Raw genomic sequence first — 15,992 nt, forward strand, 5'->3', positions numbered from 1 at the left:
TGTGCTTATCGGGGTTTGCCCCGGTCGGCGGCACGATTCGCGGCCGGTTCCGTGGTTGTGCATCCATGTCGCATCCGATAGGTTCCGCGCGCGTCCGTCCCCCTAAGTCCCAGCCCAAAAACCTGCATGCTTGGTCGTCCCAAATTCGTTCTTGCTTCCGGTTCGCCGCGGCGGCTGTCGCTGCTCAACCAGGCTGGCATCGAGCCCGATGCGCTGCGCCCGGCCGATGTCGACGAGACCCCTCGTCGGGGCGAGCTGCCGCGTGCCTGCGCCAACCGTTTGGCGCGCGCCAAGGCGGACGCGGCGCTGAAATCGGTGCAGCTCGACGACGACCTGCGCGGCGCGTTCGTCATTGCCGCCGACACCGTGGTCGCGGTCGGCCGCCGCATCCTGCCCAAGGCCAATCTGGTCGACGAGGCGGCGCAGTGCCTGCGGCTGTTGTCCGGCCGCAACCATCGCGTCTACACCGCGATCTGCATCGTGACGCCGAAGGAGGCATTCCGCCAGCGCCTGGTCGAAACCCGCGTGCGCTTCAAGCGGCTCAGCGAGGAAGACATCCAAGCCTATATCGGCTCCGGCGAATGGCGCGGCAAGGCCGGCGGCTATGCCGTGCAGGGCATCGCCGGATCCTTCGTGGTCAAGATGGTCGGCTCCTACAGCAACGTGGTCGGCCTGCCGCTCTATGAGACCGTGACCTTGCTCGGCGGCGAAGGATTCCCAATCCGCTACGGCTGGCTCAACGCAGTCGCGGTTTGAGGCAATCGCTTTCTTCATGTCCAGTTGATGTAAGCTGTTTCCGACATGACCGACCAAGCTCGAAAACCCGCAGCCCCCGTGAAGGCCTGCCCGATCTGCCGCAAGCCGGCCGAGCAGGCCTTTCTGCCGTTCTGTTCCCCGCGCTGCCGCGACGTCGACCTGAATCGCTGGCTCAAGGGCTCCTACGTCGTCCCCGGCCGCGATGACGACGTCGAGGACCCGGATTAGCGTGATTTCCCAACAAGTTGGAGAAACCACGGAAGGCGGGCCGCGCCCGGCGAAGCCTTTGGCGAAGCCGGGTGGACAGCGCCCTCCGACCTCTCTATAAACCGCCCGCTCGCTCCGGCCTTTCAGGCTCGGCCAGCACGCCCAGGTAGCTCAGTTGGTAGAGCATGCGACTGAAAATCGCAGTGTCGGTGGTTCGATCCCGCCCCTGGGCACCATTTCCCACCACTTCGGATAGAGTTGCGGACAGTGCATCCTTGCTGGTGCAACCCATACTGTGGGGCTCGGTCCAACTGGCAACGTCTCCATCTCCATCCAATGCGATCGTAAGAGCGCGTCGATCATGATGCTTGCGCCGGTTCTCACGCCACACGGGTCGCTGATCCTGAGGCAGGCGGAGGAAGCGCTTGAGGCCCAGCCCGATGCTCGGCTGGAGCAGGCGTTCGCGCGCGGGCCCGGGCATGGATTGTTGTACCTGGGCGCCGATGAAGTCGGGACGGCTCTACCTCCGGTGCTGTCGTACTGGCGTGAGTTTGCGGTTCGCTACGTGACCGCGCTGTGCGCACTTCCTGATATCGCGGAGGGCGGCACCAAGCCGCCCGTACCGGTTCCAACAGACGGCGAGCTGGACAAGATAGCTGCGGCCGTTCCGCCTATGACGGGCGCGGAATACCTGACGGCGGTTGTGCTGGCCGAGCTTTGGCGGGGGATGGACGCAGCCTTCGATGCCGAGCTGGCGGCAGCAGGGCTCTCGGCGCAGGCGTTCCTCAAGGAACGGAATCCGGCCTGGAATCTCGTTGGCCGCGTGTACTTCAACCTTGCCGAGAACAGGAAGGATGAGGTTGCGCCGTTCGCGTTCATGGCGACCTATACCACGCGGCTTTCGGCTCAGGCCAAAGCCCTGCATGTGCCGCTCGGCAGAGCCTTGCAGGAATATGCCGGCGCGAAGAATCGTGAGCGACTGCTGTCGCTGTTGCTGCCGGTCCAGCGCGCCGCCGAGCATTGCGTCTGGTTGAAGGCGATGGTGGACGCGGGCGAGATCTTTCATCCGCTGCGCTGGAGCCCGCAGCAAGCGCTGCAATTCCTGAACGACGTGCCCGCGCTCGAGGGCTCCGGCATCGCCGTGCGCATGCCGGCAAACTGGCCGATGAACCGCCCCGCGCGTGCGAAGGTGCAGGCGACGATCGGGAAAAATGCACCATCGCAGTTGGGAATGGATGCGCTGCTCGACTTCCAGATGGATGTGACGCTCGACGGAGAGAAACTTTCGGCAGCTGACATCAAGCGGCTTCTGGCCCATTCGGACGGGTTGGCCCTGATCCGCGGCAAGTGGGTCGAGGTCGATCATGAACGTCTGCGCCGTACACTCGATAAATTTGAAGCGATCGAACATCGTGCCGCCGCCGACGGTTTGTCGTTCGCCGAGGCGATGCGCATGCTGGCCGGGGCAGGCATCGCCGACGGCGGCTCTGGAGACCAGGCGGATATCGGCTGGAGCCAGACCGTAGCCGGTCCCTGGCTGTCGGAAACATTGGCTGCCCTGCGTCGCCCCGATGGGCTCGCACGGATCGATCCCGGCCGATTGCTTCAGGCCAAGTTGCGGCCTTATCAGTTGGCGGGTGTGCAATGGCTTTACTTGCTCACCCAGCTCAAGCTCGGCGCCTGTCTTGCCGACGACATGGGGCTCGGCAAGACCATCCAGGTCTTGTCGCTGCTGTTGGTTTTGAAGAACGAGGCGGCCCGCGAGCGGAAGCCGTGCCTGCTGGTGGCCCCGGCCTCGCTGCTCGCCAACTGGGTGTCCGAGATCGCTCGATTTGCGCCGAGCCTCAAAGCGGCCGTGGCCCATCCATCGGCGGCGCCGGCGGAGAAATTCAACGAAGAGGGCAATCCGGCCGATCTGGATTTGATCATCACGAGCTATGGCTTTCTGGCGCGCTCGCCCTGGCTGGACACCGCGTCGTGGCGATTGGTGGTGCTTGACGAAGCGCAAGCCATCAAGAACCCGGCCGCCAAACAGACCAAGACGGTCAAGCGACTTCGCGCCGATACCCGTATCGCGCTGACCGGAACGCCGATCGAGAACCGGCTCAACGATCTGTGGTCGATCTTCGACTTCATCAATCCCGGGCTGCTGGGATCGCCGAAGCAGTTCTCGTCCTTTGTCAAAGGTCTCGCCGATCGACCGCACAGCCCCTATGAACCGTTGCGCGACCTGGTGCGCCCCTACATCCTGCGGCGCCTGAAAACAGACCGAAGCATCATTGCCGACTTGCCCGACAAGACGGAAATGAAGGCCTTCTGTTCCCTCAGCCGCAAGCAAGCCGCGCTCTACCAACAAACCGTCCAGGAACTGGCGCGCCAGCTCGAAAACGCCGATGGAATGCAGCGAAAAGGCCTGGTTCTCGCCTATCTCATGCGGCTGAAGCAGATATGCAACCATCCCTCGCAGTGGCTCGGCGACGGCGCATGGGCGGAGGAAGACAGCGGCAAGTTCGCGCGTCTGCGCGACATCCTGGAGGTGGTCGCGGCCCGGCAGGAGAAGGCTTTGATCTTCACCCAGTTCAGGGAGACGACGGCACCGATCGCCGCGTTCGCAGGCTCTCTGTTCGGGCGGGCCGGCCTTGTTCTGCACGGCGAGACCGAGATCAAGAAGCGCAAGGACCTGGTGCGCCAGTTCCAGGAGGACGAGAGCGTTCCGTTCTTCGTGCTCTCTCTCAAGGCAGGTGGCGCGGGACTCAATCTGACCGCGGCCTCGCATGTCGTCCATTTCGATCGATGGTGGAACCCGGCAGTGGAAAATCAGGCTACCGACAGAGCTTTCCGAATCGGGCAAAATAAGAATGTACTCGTGCACAAGTTCGTTTGCCGCGGCACCGTGGAGGACAAGATCGACCAGCTGATCGAGTCGAAGCAGCAACTTGCTGGGGATTTGCTTGGCGGCGGGTCTGAAATGGTGTTGACCGAGATGAAGGATGAGGACCTGCTAAAGCTCGTGGCTCTCGATTTGAGCGCCGCGACCAAAGAAGGTTGAGGGATGAGCTATTTTGAATGGCAGCCCTATGTATCGGTGGCCGAGAAACGGCGGCATGCCGAACGCGAAGTGGCAAAGCTCAAGAAGCGAGGCCAATCCGTCGCTCCCGTGACGATCGAGGGCCGCACGATCGCGAACAGTTTCTGGGGCAAGTCGTGGTGCACCAACCTCGAGCACTATAGCGACTTTGAGAGCCGGATGCCGCGCGGCCGAACCTACGTCCGCAACGGCTCCGTTGTCGACCTGCAAATCGCCCAGGGCGAAGTCACAGCGATGGTCGCCGGGTCTTCGCTCTACAAGATCAAGGTCACCGTTGCGCCCGTCGTGGCCGCGCGCTGGAAGGCGATCTGCCGGGATTGCGCAGGCGAGATCAACTCCGTGGTTGAACTTCTTCAGGGGCGTCTGGCCAAGGGCGTCATGGACCGGGTCTGTCGGCAGGGCGACGGCCTTTTCCCATCGCCCAAGGAAATCAAGCTGTCCTGCAGCTGTCCGGACGGAGCCGACATGTGCAAGCACGTCGCGGCGGCGCTCTATGGCGTTGGTGCGAGGCTCGACGAACGGCCGCAGCTTCTCTTCGAACTGCGCGGCGTCGATGAAAGCGAATTGCTTGCCAATGCCGGGGAGGATCTTGCGCTGACGAAAGTGCCATCAGGTGCGGCGAACATCCTCGATAACAGCGACGTCGCGGCGCTATTCGGATTGGACATGGCCGAGGCCGTTGTTCCAGAGGCCGCCGTTCCCACCGCGCCCAAACGGCAATCGCGCTCGGGCATGCCGGGAGGAAGCAAGGCGACAGTCGTGAAAAAGACTGCGCCCAAAGCAAAGGCTGGGCCCAAAACGAAGAACGGCCGACCCCTTGCAGAGCCGGCCCGGTCGGAGAGCAAGAAGGCAAGTCGAGGCCGGGCCAGTGGGCGTATCCTCAATGGCGCGCCGCCAAGGCGTTCCGTCAATCCGTGACCGCGATCGAATTGAATTCGCACCAGCGGCGCAACGCCTGTTCGGTCGCCTTGTTCTCGAAATCGTACCATTGCTCGAGGGCATGCTTGCGAACGAGCAGGGCTTTGAATTTCTGATAGGCGCCTCGCTTGCTGAAGATGTATCGAACCTCGTCGAAGGCACCGGGAAGGAATTCCCGCGCGAAGTCCAACACCATCGGCTTGCCTAGATCGAGCTCCCGCTTGTCGGGAACAGCGATGTATTTCTCGTCGTCCTCGACGTCGTGAGGTAGTTCATCGGTGATCTCAGCGAAATCTTCAGAGTCGGAATGGCAATAGATCTTGCCGGTTTGCCGGCAGATAAACGCCTGATATTCCCCGAGAGGGTTTGCCATACTCACAAGCTCAAATGTATCGAGCAGTTCTTTAAAGCTGACGGGCACGGTGGGGCTCATTCGACGCTGTCGTGGATCAGGATATCTCGATTTTCGCGATCGTGGGGGACTTGATGATTCGGTGCTTGCGCCCTGTCGCTCAGCCAGCAGACGAGTGAACTTTTCGGTCTATAGGCTTGAGCGATGATGCAGGCTGCGATGCCGTGTTGGAATCCATAATCTACAACTCCATATGCACGATCTCGATCGGCTCGCCGCCGAGGCCGTGAGAAAAATGACCCCGGCCGACGCTTCGAAAACCATGTTTTTGGTAGAAACCTTCGGCATTGATCGTCGCCTCGAGCTTGATTGACCCGTGATGGCCCCGCCTCGCCTGGGTGATTCCGATCTCGAGCAGCCGCCGACCGAGTCCGGCGCCGGCCGCTTCCGGCAATATGAACAGCCGGGTGACTTCACCCGGCTCGGCGTCGACAAATCCAACGACGGCGCCGTCGCGCACGGACACGGTCATCCGTCCTCTCGCGATGAGCTCTTCGTAGAATGCCGGCGTACGCGCGCCCATCCAATTCTCGATTTGATCCCGAGAGTAACCGGCCGCGCCAAGGCCGCCGATCGAGGCCTTCGTAATGCTGAAGGCCGTCTCCGCATCTTCACGACGCGCGAGCCTGAATGAAAAGTCGACGTCGCGTGTCACGAGAAGCGGACTCCAGCTTGGCTCTTGTATCTTGCCAAACTTTGCGAAATTGCCCGGGCCTGGTCAACCCGGTGGCGCCGCCATTGCCGGTAGCGGTCGCCCAGCGTGCAGGTATCGGGTCGTGGCGCCTCAACGATCCTTCGGCGTGGATCCTTTGACAATAGCTTCCAAGGTGCCTGTCGTTTCCGCGATCGACAGATCGTCATTGTGGATGATGTCCCAGCCAACCTTCGTCGTTTCCCTGAGCAGCCATCGTCCCCACTCCATCATTTGCTCGTTGGCAAGTTCGGGCTGACCGCGCCGCACCAGCCTCTCGCGTCGCACGTCCTCCGAGCAGTCGATCAGAATGATCCGGTAACGCTTGATCGCATTCAGTTCGCACGCCTCGGCAATGAAGGACGGACGGGTTTGACCGTCCAGCAGAATGTCGGAGCTTGCAATCTCGCCGCTCATCCGTCTCGCCCACTCGATCGTCATGGCGCGCTGCCACCCGCCGCCGCTGCCCCACCGTTCGATTCTCTCCTGCTCGGAGGGAACGCCGATGCGATTGAAGAAAAACGTCTTCAAGCCAGGCCGGCCGGATTTTTCCAGCTCGTGCACTGCCGACGTCTTTCCGGAGCCGGAGGCGCCGATCACAAAATATGCGGTATGCATGCTATTCGCTCGTTTGATCTCGCTTACATCGCAAGCTGCACTACTGCCTCACTCCACACTCCGCTTCCAATATCCCGTCCCCAGCTTCCCCGTGATCACGGCGATGGTGTCGCGGATCTCGTACGAGCCGCCGTCGCTGTAGTCCTTCGGCAGTCCCTTGAGCGGGTGGAGCGTCCAGCGGCCGTTGGCAGCGGTGACCGTGCCTTCATGAGGTTGCACGGCGCGGCCGCCTTCGGCGTGGAATTTGTAGCTGCCGTCGCCCATGATCCGCCAGATCCAGCGTGACTGGCCGCGGCCATCAGGCACCATGATCTCCCAGGTGCCGACCAGCGCGGGATCGATTGCGGATGGCGACGCGGGCAGCGCTGGAGCCGCAACCGCAGGCATCGCATTCGCCTGCGTAGTGCCGGCCGAACCCGGCGAGGGCAGGCCCGCCAGGTAGATCCCCTTGCGCGACAACGAGCCGTAGACGAAGGGCTGCTGCTCGTTGCGCGTCGCCTCCATCACGTCGTCGCGGACGTTGCGGAACATGAAGGTGACCTCGACGCCGGGGGTCTCGATATTGCGCAGCAGGGCCGCGGTGAACGGGCTGTTGTGTCCGTCGCCGTCGAGCGCGGTGGTGCCGTCGCGGGCGGCATAGGCGACCAGCACGTTGCCGACCGGCTCGATGCGGCCGAGGCCGCCGCTCACCGCCGCCCGCGTCGCCAGCGCCCGGTTCATCTTGGCGGCGAGCGGATTGTTGCGGCAGGCATCGAGCATGACGAGGCCGAGGCTCGTGGTGCTGGTGACCTGCAGCATCACGCTCTGCAGGCTGATGGCTTCGTTCGCTGCGTCGGTATCGCGCTTCAGCTCGGCATCGACCGGGATCAGCCAGTTCTCGCCGTTGATCTCCATGCCATGGCCGGCGAAATACACCGCCGCCATCTCGGCGCCGGTGGCATCGCGCCCGAACACGATCAGGCCGCGCCGCATCTCGTCGAAAGTGCCGTTAGCGATCAGGGTGACCGTGAAGCCGAGCCGTCTCAGCGCTGCGGCGACATCGCCGGCGTCATTGGGTGGATTGGGCAGCGCCGGCACGCTTCGGTAGGCGCCGTTGCCGATCACCAGCGCAACGCGTCGGCCATCGGCCGCGGCGGACGCCGAGGCGAAACCCGCAAGCGCCGTGGCAACGGCCAATCCGAAAATAAACCCGCGTCGATTCATGCCGGCCCTGATCAGACGTGACGGGCCTCATGCTAGCTCAGCCGGCGCGAGCCAGCCATGGAAATGGCAGGGCTGCGACGCAGCCACGGAAATGGCAAGGCTGCGACGCAGCCAAGGAAACGGCGAGGCGCGTGTCAGGCCACCTTCGCCGTCGGCGCCCAGACGTTGGGGGGCGCCGGCTCCGCGGGCAACAGCCTTGCGCCGGCGGTGCCCGTCATGGACATCGTGATCTCGTGGATATCCTGCACCGACCGGCTCATCGAGAAGCGTGGATAGAGCTCGTCAAACGTTGCAGCGGTCGCCGCTTGGGCTGTGGCAGGATCGGCCAGCACGGCCTCGACGGCGGCGGCGACGCTCGCGGCGTCCCTGTCCTGGCCGAAGCTGTAGCGGGCGAGGTGCGGCATATGGGCGGCCGAGAAGCTATTGGTGTCGAACACCGGCACGGTGCCGGCGCCGAGCGCGAAGAACACCCGGTCATGCATCGACAGGTCGACATTGGGATTGAGCGAGACGGCCGCGAGATAGCTGCCGAGGCCCTCGCGCATCGCGTCGAACGGCATCGCGCCGAGGATACGGGCGTGCCGTCCCTTGCCTGCGAGATCGTCCCAGCCGCCGCCGATGAAATCGACCGGATAGTCGAGCAGCACTGCGCCGACCTCGCGGCTGCGCACCGCCCGCGTGTAATTATCGAGCCGGGTGAGGATCGCATTGAACACGTCGCGGCCGGGCGTCAGGTAGACCATATGCTCGGCGGCAACCCGGACGATGATCTCGGGAAATGTGCTGCAGAACTTGCCGCGCGCTTCGGCGATCGCATCGAACAGGATGGCGAACAGCTTTGGTGGCATCGTCGTGCGGTAGGTGCGTTCCAGCTCTGCCGGATTCCAGCCGGATTTGGCAAAGACCAGCCGGCCGTTGCGTTTCTCGGGCGGCAGGCTGCCGAAGAAACCCGGATCGGGAATGCCCATATGGGTCGCGAAGACGGCGCCATTGGCCTGCAGATGATCGCGGTTGAATGCAGCGTGGTCCGGAAACACGTAGCCATGCGCGAGATAGCGGCTCTCGAGCCCGTGGCGCCGCGCGTAATAGGACGGGTGGTCGCAAAACCAGGTGAAGCAGGGGATTTGGGCCTCGTCCCAGAACAGCTTCTTGTCGTTGGTGTAGAGTTCGAGCCCGATCCCGGAAAAGCCGACCGCCATCGTCTCGGCGCGCCGCGGCAACAAAGCGGTGAGCCGGGCGGGCGTCTCGGGGGCCAGCAGATTGAGCATCTGCACCTCGTGCCCGAGGCGGTCGAACTCGGCGCCCACCATCGCGAGGATGCCGTGCAATGAATCATAGGTCGTCTTGTTCGTTGTCAGGATCGCGATGACGGACATGGTCGATGGGTCTCCCCGCGTGTTGCCGCTCGCGCGACGTCGTCTTGCGTGCTCTCCGTTGAACGGTCGAGACGGCCGTTCCGGGCTCGGAATTATCAGGCGCACCTGCATTTATTTCGCCCGAACTGCCGTGCCGCCGCGTTGAAGGTCCATCGGGATTCGTGGCGGGTCATCGCCCGGGGCCGACATGCGGGGGGCGGGGGCCAGATGCAGCTTGATAGCTTCGACGTCGTCGTGGTGGGCGCGGGCTTTTTCGGCGCTGTGATCGCGGAGCAGGTGGCGAGCCAACTCGGCCGTTCGGTCTGCGTGCTCGACCGCAGGCCCCATATCGGCGGCAACGCCTATTCGGAAGCTGATTCCGACAGCGGCGTCGAGGTGCATCGCTACGGCACCCACATCTTCCACACCAATTCAGAGGCGGTGTGGCGCTATCTGCACCGCTTCACCGAGTTCACCGACTATCGCCACCGCGTCTTCACGGTGGCGAAGGGCCGCGTCTATTCGATGCCGATCAACCTGTCGACGGTGTGCGCGGCGTTCGGCCGGATCATGACGCCGCAACAGGCCCGCGCGGCGATCGCAGCCGAGGCGGAGGCCCATGACGCGGCCGGCGTCCAAAACCTCGAGGACAAGGCGATCGCCTCGGTCGGCCGCACGCTCTACGATCTCCTGATCCGCGGCTATACGCAGAAGCAATGGCAGACCGATCCGCGCGAGCTGTCGGCCGACATCATCGGCCGCCTGCCGGTCCGGTTCTCCTTCGACGACCGCTATTTCGCCGATCGCCATGAAGGCATGCCGGTCGATGGCTACACCGCGATCTTCCGCCGGATGCTCGATCATCCGAAGATCTCGGTTCAGCTCGGCGTCGACTATTTCGACGTCGCCGATCAGATCACGCCGCGGCAGCTCGTCATCTACACGGGGCCGATCGATCGTTTCTTCGGCTACGCTTGCGGCCATCTCGGCTGGCGCACCGTCGACTTCGAACGCGAGGTGCATGACGTCGCCGACTTCCAGGGCGCCTCCGTCATCAACTACGCGGATGAAGACGTGCCCTTCACCCGCATCCACGAATTCAGGCATTTGCATCCGGAGCGCGCGCATACGCAAGCTAGGACGACGATCTACCGCGAATATTCCCGCTTTGCCCGCCGCGAAGACGAGCCGTATTATCCGATCAACACTGCCGCCGACCGGGCAATGCTGGCGTCCTATCACGCGATGACGTCCTCGCATCCGAACGTCATCTTCGGCGGCCGGCTCGGCTCCTACAAATATCTCGACATGCACCAGGCGATCGGGGCCGCGCTCAAGACCTTCGAGCAAGAGGTCGAGCCGATCCTCGGCGGCCAGCCGGCCGAGCTTCGCGAGGTGCGCGACGCGAACCTGTCGCTCCAGCCGGCCTAGATTTGCGTCACCCACTGATTGGGGCGAGTCTGCAGGGTGCGATGGATCGGCGCAGACAACATGGGCGCATGCACGCGGCGGACATTGTAACCGCGCGACAATCGTCCGACATTGCTCCTCCCTTTGGGAGGAAATAATGAAAAAACTCATCGTCGCCGCGGCATTTGCCGCCGGCATCGCTTTCGACATCGCCCACGCCGCGCCGCTGCCCGAGACGAAGCCCGACCAGGCCGGCTTCTCGCAGAAGGGGCTGGCGCGGCTCGATGACTTCTTCGCTCGCGAGATCGCGGCCAAGCGCGTGCCCGGTGCGGTCGTGGCGATCGCGCGCGACGGCAAGCTCGTCTATTACAAGGCCTACGGCCAGCTCGATGCGGCCAAGGGCACGCCGATGCCGCTCGATGCGGTGTTCGCGCTGGCGTCGATGACCAAGCCGATGGCGGCGGTCGCCGGCCTCACGCTGATGGAGCAGGGCCGGCTGCCGCTGCAGGCCAAGGCCGCCGACTACTATCCTGGTTTCGCCGACATGAAAGTCGGCGTGCCGCAGCCGGACGGCTCCTTGAAGATGGACCCGCAGGCGTCACCGATCTTCATCCACGACCTTTATCGCCACACCTCCGGCCTGATGTATGGCGGGCGCCCCGACAGTACGAGCGCACTGATGCGTCTCTACCCCGAAGGTACGGCACCGGCGCGTGAAGGCGACACCCAGGCCTTCATCGACCGCATTACAAAGCTGCCGCTGGTGCATCAGCCGTCGACGGAATTCGAATACGGCTTCTCGATCGACGTGCTCGGCGCCGTCGTCGAGAAAGTCTCCGGCCAACGGCTCGGCGACTATCTCTCGGCCAATGTATGGGGTCCGCTCGGCATGAAGGATGCGACGTTCCATCCCTCGGATGCGCAGCGCGCGCGTCTTGCCCGTCCGTTCGCCGACGATCCGCTCACCGGCAAGCCGCAGGCGATCTCGCTGCTCGACACGCCGACCAAGTTCGATTGCGGCGGCGCCTGCTCGTTCGCGTCAGTCGGCGACTATCTCCGCTTCGGGCAGATGCTGCTCAACGGTGGCGAGCTCGACGGCAAGCGGATTCTGAGCCCGAAGACGGTGCATCTCATGACGTCGAACCATCTCGGGCCCGAGATCAAGAACAACGTCGCCAATGTCGAGCCGCATCGCGGCGGCTTCGGTTTTGGGCTTGCGGTCGCGGTGCGCACCAGCGAAGGCCTGTCGTCGGTGCCGGGCAATCCAGGCGAGTTCACCTGGAACGGCGCCTACGGCACGCAGTTCTTCTGCGATCCGAAGGAGCGCCTCGTCGTGGTGGTCGGAACGGCCGCGCCCGGCGAACTCCGCAAATATTATCGTGAGAATGTCCAGGACATCGTCTACGGCGCGATGGTGAAGTGAGCGATGTCATCGCATCGTGTGATCAGGCTCTGACGTCCTCTTCACGGCGGGACAACAAAAAAAGGCCCACCGCTCGTCGAGCGATAGGCCTCAATTCTGCGTCTGCTACCACTGCCGGTAGACGCCGGTCAGCGTGCCATTGTTGTTGCCCTCTGGCCCGACGTCACCCTGCGTCGAACTCGGTGTCGGATGGTTGGTGCCATTGTACGATCCGTATGAATCATACCAGCTTGGCTGAGCTGGATTATAGTTCACCCGCGGCTGCACTGTTTCAGTGCGCGGCGCGGGTCGCTGCCACCCCACAATGCGACCATATTGATCGTAACCTTGCGCGAACGCGCCTGCGGTCGTTGCAAGCAGCGACGCTGCAACCAGTGACAGTATTTTGATCTTGTGCTGCATTCACATGCTCCTTGCTGGTGTTGCGACCAACGACCCTGATGGAGCAGCGTTCCCGATTCCCTGATCAACTCTTGAACGTGACACGCGGCCGGCGCGTCATCATTTTCCGGTGAGCGCCCATCTGCCGCCCATATCCGAGGGAGGCCGCCCGCTTGTTGGCAGCGTTCCGGAAAAAAGGCCCGCCACTGCGGCGGGCAAAAGTTAAGGGAGGAAGCGCTCTGACAGAGAACGCCCACCTAATCTCCTCGATTCGGAGGCCAATGCTAAGATAGTATAACTACTGTCATCTGCGTCAGCGCCAATGCGAATGCCCTCCGGCCCCGGAGGGGCGGCGGCTGCCGACGAAACCCACCCAACCCGCGCCGGATCGTGCGCCATCAAAAAGGGGAACTTCATGAGCATGTCCGGTATTTTTGCGCGCGTCGTGGCGGGAATCGGCGCCGGCGCTGTGGCGTGGCGGCGACGGCAAGGCGCAGAGCCCAAGCCGGCCTGGGGCCTGACGCCGGAGATTCCAGAGGCGAAGTCGCAAGGCGCGCTTCCGACGCTCAAGATGCCGACGGCGAGGGGCTGGGACCCGGGCCAAAAGCCGACCGCCGCACCCGGGCTCAAGGTCAATGCCTTCGCGACCGGGCTCGACCATCCGCGCTGGATCAACGTGCTGCCGAATGGCGACGTGCTGATCGCGGAAGCGACCCAGATCGCAGGCACGCCGCGGACCGTGTTTCATTATGCGATGCAGGCAACGATGCGCCGCGCCGCCGCGCTCGGCGTCAGCGCCAACCGCATCACGCTGCTGCGCGATCGCGACGGCGACGGCGTCGCCGAGACCCGCGGCGCCTTCATGGAGGGCCTGAGCCAGCCGTTCGGCATGGCGCTGGTCGGCGACACCTTCTATGTCGGCAACACCGACGGCGTGGTGGCCTTTCCCTATGTCGCGGGTGCGGACCGCATCACCGCGCAGGGACGCAAGCTCGTGACCTTCAAGCCCGCCGGCCACTGGACCCGCAGCCTGCTGCCGAGCGCCGATGGCACCAAGCTCTATGCCGGCGTCGGCTCGCTCAGCAACATCGCCGAGATGGGGATGGAGGTCGAGGAAGGCCGCGCCGCGATCTACGAGCTCGATCTCGCCAGCGGCAACAGCCGCATTTTCGCCAGCGGCCTGCGCAACGCTGTGGGGCTGGCATGGGAGCCAAAGACCAACGTGCTCTGGACCGTCGTCAACGAGCGCGACGGGATCGGCGACGAGACGCCGCCGGACTACCTGACCTCGGTGCGCGACGGCGGTTTCTATGGCTGGCCCTATTGCTATTGGGGGCAGACGGTCGACGACCGCGTGCCGCAGGATCCGACGATGGTCGCCAAGGCGATCCAACCGGACTACGCGCTTGGCGGCCACACTGCCTCGCTCGGCCTGTGCTGGATGCCGTCAGGCACGCTGCCGGGCTTTCCGGACGGCATGGTGATCGGCCAGCACGGCTCGTGGAATCGCTCGACGCTGTCGGGCTACAAACTGGTGTTCGTGCCGTTCGAGAACGGCCGTCCCTCCGGTCCTGCGCGCGACATCCTGTCGGGCTTCCTCGCGCCCGACGAGAAGGTCTCCTACGGCCGCCCGGTCGGCGTCGCGCTCGGCCCCGACCGCTCGCTGCTGATGGCCGACGACGTCGGCAACGTGATCTGGCGCGTGACGGGGGCCTAGAGCGTTTTCGAGCGAAGTGGATACCGGTTCGTGTGAAGAAAACGCGTCAAAACAAAAGTCTGGAGCTCCGTTCCGATTCTATCGGAACGGAAATAGCTCTAGTCGCACCACCGCACGTCTCGGCGCGGGTCCCGGTGATGCCGGGCTCTGCTCAGGGCTTGGTCGCGGCCAGCTCCCGCAGCGTCTGTTCATGGCTGCTGCGGGAGATGGAGTACCGCGACATCACGAGGGCCGCCGCGCCGTAGAGGACCGCGAGGAACGGAACATAGGTGATACCGAGATTTCGAATCACGTCGGCCGGCACCTGACCGGGTGACGCGCCTTCGGGAAAACCCACAAACGCGAGCATCATGCTCGCCGTGAAGATGCCAAGGCCCGAGACCGCCTTGTTGACGAAGGCGTTGGCGGCCATGAACAACCCTTCCGAACGCCGTCCGGTTCGCTTCTCGGAGTCCTCCACGACGTCGGCCATCATGGACGCAATGAGAATCACCGTCATGATCGAAAACGTCGTCGACAGGACGGTGAAGACCATCAGAATGGGCAACAGCGCCCGTTCCTCATTGCCGGGGAACAGGTTCAGGAGCCGCAGCGCGATTGGTGAGGCGGCAAACGTAAGCGCCAACAGCTGGCAGCAGATCGCGGCCGTCTTCTTGCCGATGCGCCTGGACAATGGCGTCGCGAGTACGGACGCCAGGATCGTTGCAACGAAGCCGGCAAAGACGAACAGCGAGATCTGCGCCGCGCCAAGACCCCAGAAGTAGGTGCTGACGTACAGGCTCAACGACTGAACCAGGCCCTGGCCCGCGGCGTTGCAGAACGCCGTCAGCAGCAGCACCAGGAACGGACGATGGGATAGGGTGCTGATCATCTCCCGCGCAAGTCCGCCGATGGTGTGGTTGTGCGGGGCGGGAACGGAGAGCCTGGCGATGAACCTGTGGGTGCCTGATGTCGACACGAGGATTGCCACCAGGATGACCAGGCTGGCGGCCATGCCGTAGTGCAGATACCCGGTCGGATTGAGCTGTCCGACGGGATGGGTCGCATCCGGCCTTAGAAATATCTGCAGGGCGGCCAGCGCCATGCCAAGACCGCCAAGCCAGCCGAAGAAGTATCGAATGCTCATTAGGCTGGTTCGCTCATCATAGTCGCGGGTGAGTTCCGCACCCAGCGCGGAGCTTGGTATCTCGTACAGGGTGATGAAACTGCGAATGACGATCGTCGTCACGATCAGATAGGCCAGCACGCCCTCTGTTGACCATTTGGGAGGCGTCCACAGCAAGGCATAGGACAGTGCAGCCGGAATCGCGGCGGCATACATGAATGGATGCCGGCGTCCCCAGCGTGATCGCCAGTTGTCCGAGATCTGGCCGACGACAGGGTCGAGAAACGCATCGATCAGCAACGCGACCAGGATCGCGCTGCCGACGGCTTGTGCCGGCAAGCCGATCACCTGATTGTAGAAGATCAGGAGCAGGAAATTGAATCCCTGATCCTTGACGCCGAATGCGATCGTGCCAAGCCCATAGAGGATTTTGGTCGATCGGCTGAGCTTCGCGGAATTGTCGATGGCAGCAGTGACCTGGAGCAAATCCACCCCCTGAGAAAGAATGCTTGCAACATGAGCTGCCGGAGCGGAGGGCGCAGCAGAAGGCGCGCTGGTTGGCTCGAACCCAGACGGCGTATGGTATCTTTACACTGTAAAGATACCATAGAGGCCGAGCCGTGACGCTGTCAAGGGAAATCTTTACACTGTCAAGAATGGTTAGGCGGGCGCGCGCAGAAGCGGGCATTCGCGATCTGCGCCCAGCAA

Annotated in this window: 14 protein-coding genes and 1 tRNA gene; 8 read left to right on the forward strand and 7 right to left on the reverse strand. The window is 63.4% G+C overall.

All coding sequences use genetic code 11. The features are described 5' to 3' along the window. The first annotated feature begins 126 nt into the window (after positions 1–126). The 5 genes from UP10_RS23615 to UP10_RS23635 all read left to right on the forward strand — a co-directional run bounded on the left by UP10_RS23615 (position 127) and on the right by UP10_RS23635 (position 4,969). Positions 127–756, forward strand: a complete 630-nt coding sequence (locus UP10_RS23615) for a Maf-like protein (RefSeq protein ID WP_044589643.1) — start codon at positions 127–129, stop codon at positions 754–756. Between the two features lie 45 nt (positions 757–801). Further along, the gene (gene yacG / locus UP10_RS23620; protein WP_044589644.1) at positions 802–984 is read left to right on the forward strand and encodes a DNA gyrase inhibitor YacG; all 183 of its coding nucleotides are present in this window, start codon (positions 802–804) and stop codon (positions 982–984) included. Positions 985–1,123: 139 nt separating this feature from the next. Continuing rightward, positions 1,124–1,199, forward strand: a tRNA-Phe gene (locus UP10_RS23625). 125 nt (positions 1,200–1,324) lie between these two features. Further along, positions 1,325–4,012, forward strand: a complete 2,688-nt coding sequence (locus UP10_RS23630; RefSeq protein WP_044589645.1) for a DEAD/DEAH box helicase — start codon at positions 1,325–1,327, stop codon at positions 4,010–4,012. 108 nt (positions 4,013–4,120) lie between these two features. Further along, positions 4,121–4,969 (forward strand): SWIM zinc finger family protein, encoded by an 849-nt coding sequence (locus tag UP10_RS23635; protein WP_245321829.1) that lies wholly within the window; start codon positions 4,121–4,123, stop codon positions 4,967–4,969. On the opposite strand, the gene UP10_RS23640 is transcribed toward UP10_RS23635, so the two are convergent. From UP10_RS23640 to UP10_RS23660, 5 genes are all read right to left on the reverse strand, one after another. Further along, on the reverse strand, positions 4,959–5,402 hold the full coding sequence (locus UP10_RS23640) for a hypothetical protein (RefSeq protein WP_245321831.1): 444 nt from the start codon (positions 5,400–5,402) through the stop codon (positions 4,959–4,961). The genes UP10_RS23635 and UP10_RS23640 overlap by 11 nt on opposite strands. A 160-nt stretch (positions 5,403–5,562) precedes the next feature. Beyond that, on the reverse strand, positions 5,563–6,036 hold the full coding sequence (locus UP10_RS23645) for a GNAT family N-acetyltransferase (RefSeq protein ID WP_044589647.1): 474 nt from the start codon (positions 6,034–6,036) through the stop codon (positions 5,563–5,565). 129 nt (positions 6,037–6,165) lie between these two features. After that, positions 6,166–6,636, reverse strand: a complete 471-nt coding sequence (locus UP10_RS23650; protein WP_197086886.1) for a hypothetical protein — start codon at positions 6,634–6,636, stop codon at positions 6,166–6,168. A gap of 102 nt (positions 6,637–6,738) precedes the next feature. Continuing rightward, positions 6,739–7,893 carry a caspase family protein gene (locus tag UP10_RS42170; RefSeq protein WP_082077230.1) on the reverse strand — a complete coding sequence of 385 codons (1,155 nt, stop codon included), beginning with the start codon at positions 7,891–7,893 and terminating at the stop codon, positions 6,739–6,741. A gap of 134 nt (positions 7,894–8,027) precedes the next feature. Continuing rightward, positions 8,028–9,269, reverse strand: coding sequence for a hypothetical protein (locus UP10_RS23660; RefSeq protein WP_044589648.1), 1,242 nt, complete (start codon positions 9,267–9,269; stop codon positions 8,028–8,030). Positions 9,270–9,476: 207 nt separating this feature from the next. Here UP10_RS23660 and glf point away from each other — a divergent pair, with 207 nt between their 5' ends. Then, the gene (gene glf / locus UP10_RS23665; RefSeq protein WP_044589649.1) at positions 9,477–10,679 is read left to right on the forward strand and encodes a UDP-galactopyranose mutase; all 1,203 of its coding nucleotides are present in this window, start codon (positions 9,477–9,479) and stop codon (positions 10,677–10,679) included. A gap of 136 nt (positions 10,680–10,815) precedes the next feature. Then, positions 10,816–12,081, forward strand: coding sequence for a serine hydrolase domain-containing protein (locus tag UP10_RS23670; RefSeq protein WP_156180222.1), 1,266 nt, complete (start codon positions 10,816–10,818; stop codon positions 12,079–12,081). A 105-nt stretch (positions 12,082–12,186) separates the two neighbouring features. Here the strand turns inward: UP10_RS23670 and UP10_RS23675 are convergent, their stop codons facing one another. Next, positions 12,187–12,483 carry a hypothetical protein gene (locus UP10_RS23675; RefSeq protein WP_044589651.1) on the reverse strand — a complete coding sequence of 99 codons (297 nt, stop codon included), beginning with the start codon at positions 12,481–12,483 and terminating at the stop codon, positions 12,187–12,189. Positions 12,484–12,877: 394 nt separating this feature from the next. On the opposite strand from UP10_RS23675, the gene UP10_RS23680 reads away from it, so the two are divergent. Beyond that, on the forward strand, positions 12,878–14,179 hold the full coding sequence (locus UP10_RS23680) for a PQQ-dependent sugar dehydrogenase (RefSeq protein WP_044589652.1): 1,302 nt from the start codon (positions 12,878–12,880) through the stop codon (positions 14,177–14,179). A 151-nt stretch (positions 14,180–14,330) separates the two neighbouring features. Here the strand turns inward: UP10_RS23680 and UP10_RS23685 are convergent, their stop codons facing one another. Beyond that, entirely contained in the window at positions 14,331–15,770 is a 1,440-nt protein-coding gene (locus UP10_RS23685; protein WP_197086887.1) for an MFS transporter, read from the reverse strand. Between the last annotated feature and the right edge of the window lie 222 nt (positions 15,771–15,992).

The sequence above is a fragment of the Bradyrhizobium sp. LTSPM299 genome, from assembly GCF_000938235.1.
Lineage (GTDB): Bacteria > Pseudomonadota > Alphaproteobacteria > Rhizobiales > Xanthobacteraceae > Bradyrhizobium.